This is a genomic window from Methylobacterium sp. E-046, from assembly GCF_022829625.1.
GTDB classification, from domain to species: Bacteria; Pseudomonadota; Alphaproteobacteria; order Rhizobiales; family Beijerinckiaceae; genus Methylobacterium; species Methylobacterium longum.
The window spans coordinates 1-2,230 of the sequence record NZ_JAKSYP010000028.1 but is presented as its reverse complement, the minus strand read 5'-3'; the positions used below and the strand labels follow the sequence as shown (position 1 = coordinate 2,230).

Sequence of the window (2,230 nt, the reverse complement as noted above, 5' to 3'; positions counted from 1 at the left end):
CCGAATTCCGCGGAAGGGGTGGCCTCGGATCCGTAAGCGGAAGGGATAGATCACCGAGCTGAGCCGTTAGCGCATCGACGAACTCCTTCGACTAGGTATCAAATATGCGCAGCGTCATCCTCGCTTTCGGCCTCATCGCCGTAGCGGCTCCCAGCCTCGCAGCTCCTGACGCGTCCACCTCAAAGCGTGGCAACAAGGACCTGAAGACCTATTGCTCCGGGGACGCCGTCACCTTCTGTAGCGGCAATGATCCGGACAGCCCGGAGATGGACGCCTGCTTCAAGAAGAACATGGACAAGATTTCGGAAAACTGCCGACGCGCGATCACCGCCTACAAGGGTGGTGGGGGCAAGTAGTACCTCCCCGTGCTCGTGAGACAGAGGCCGACGCTGAAGCTGCTTGGCCATAGGAGCAGATGGAGGTGATCACAGGACCGCAGCTACGTGCAGCACGACTACCTCTCGGCTGGGCACCTGCGGACCTAGCTCGGCGAGCAAAGTGCCTCTGAGTGTCGTAACGCGAGCCGAGGGCAGCCCTGGCGAGCCAGCAGTCACCATCGCGCAGCTCAACGCCCTGATGCAGGTCCTACGCTTTGCCGGTGCCAGCTTCCCGGCTGCCGACCTGACGTGAGGCGTCGCATAAAAAGCGACCCCATTTTTTATGCGGGAATAGGCCGCCCCCCGGGTAGCCCCCATTTTGCCGAACCCTAAGCGCCCCCTTTTTCGAGTTGAGCAGGTCAAACAGGAGCCGACAACAACCGCCAGCTAAGTATGCCTCATGTTGTAGCAGCTACTACTCAGTGGGCTCTTTCGTGCATGATCACGGGGCGAGGCGAGCACTGCCGACCTCCCAGCACAACAGGGCTGCGCAACAGAACGCTGGTGCTGAGTGAACCGCACCCCGTTTTGACCGGACAGGCGGCATAGCTCACGAAGGCATAGGCGTTGGCCTATGGGTAAGGCTATGTCATCCGATCCGACCGCCCCGCCGGTGCACGGCGAGATCCTGACCGGCGTTCAGCGCCGCCGGCGCTGGTCCACCACTGAGAAGATCCGCCTCGTCGAGGAGAGCCAGCAGCCCGGCTCGTCCGTGTCGTTCGTCGCCCGCCGCTACGGCCTCTCGCCCAGCCTGCTGTTCTCGTGGAAGCGGCGCATGCTGGAGGGCGGCCATTAGGCCGTGCACGCCGACGAGGAGGTCGTCGGCACCAGCCGCGTGCGCGCGTTGGAGCGACGCGTGCGCGACCTCGAACGCTTGCTGGGCCGTAAGACCATGGAGGTCGAGATCCTGAAGGAGGCGCTAGACCTCGCGCGCACAAAAAAACCGATCTCGCCGCTCAGCTCCTGGGGCGGTTCGACGGGCGGTTCGCGGTGAAGGCGGTCGCCGACACGTTCGGCGTGGCCCGCTCCCACTTGGCCGAGCGCCTGAGTCGACCTGCTCGGCCGCGCGGCCTCTACCACAAGCCCGAGGATGCGCAGCTATTGCCGACGATCCGCGCGATCGTCGATGCCCGCCCGAGCTACGGCTACCGCCGTGTCACTGCGTTGGTGAACCGGGCACTGCGCTCGCGCGGCGAGGCGAGCGTCAACGCGAAGCGGGTGCTGCGCATCCTGCAGGCGAACGGGCTCACCCTCGAGCCGCACACCGCCCGCCGGCCCGGCCGCACCCACGACGGCATCGTGGTGGCGCTGCGCTCGAACGTGCGCTGGTGCTCGGATCACCTCGAACTGCGCTGCCGGGACGGTGCGGTCGTCCGCGTGCTGTTTGCCATCGACGCGTGCGACCGCGAGATCATGGCGTGGTCGGCGACCACGACGGGCGTCTCAGCCGAGATGGTCTGCGACCTGATGATCGCCTGCTGCGAGCGCCGGTCCGGCGCGACGAAGACCCCGCACCCGGTCGAGTGGCTGTCCGACAACGGCTCCGCTTACATCGCCAAGGAGACAGCGCAGACGGCCGCCGCGCTCGACCTGCGGCTGCTGTTTACCCCGGTGCGCTCGCCGCAGAGCAACGGCATCGCGGAGGCGTTCGTGAAGACGCTCAAGCGGGACTACGCCCGCCTCGCCATCTTGGCCGACGCCGAGACCGTGATGCGGCTTCTGCCGGCTTGGTTCGAGGACTACAACACCATCCACCCGCACTCCGGCTTGCGCATGCTCTCGCCCCGAGAGTACCTCAGCCGGAGTGCCTAAACCCGCCCGCTGCCTGTCCGGTCAAACAGGGTGCACTCCAC

Annotated in this window: 1 protein-coding gene and 1 pseudogene; both read left to right on the top strand. The window is 65.7% G+C overall.

The features are described 5' to 3' along the window. Window positions 1-104: 104 nt before the first annotated feature. Entirely contained in the window at window positions 105-356 is a 252-nt protein-coding gene (locus tag MKK82_RS01135; protein ID WP_243984330.1) for a 3',5'-cyclic-nucleotide phosphodiesterase, read from the top strand. A gap of 595 nt (window positions 357-951) precedes the next feature. Then, window positions 952-2,189 (top strand): annotated as a pseudogene (locus MKK82_RS01130) (IS3 family transposase). Window positions 2,190-2,230: the final 41 nt, after the last annotated feature.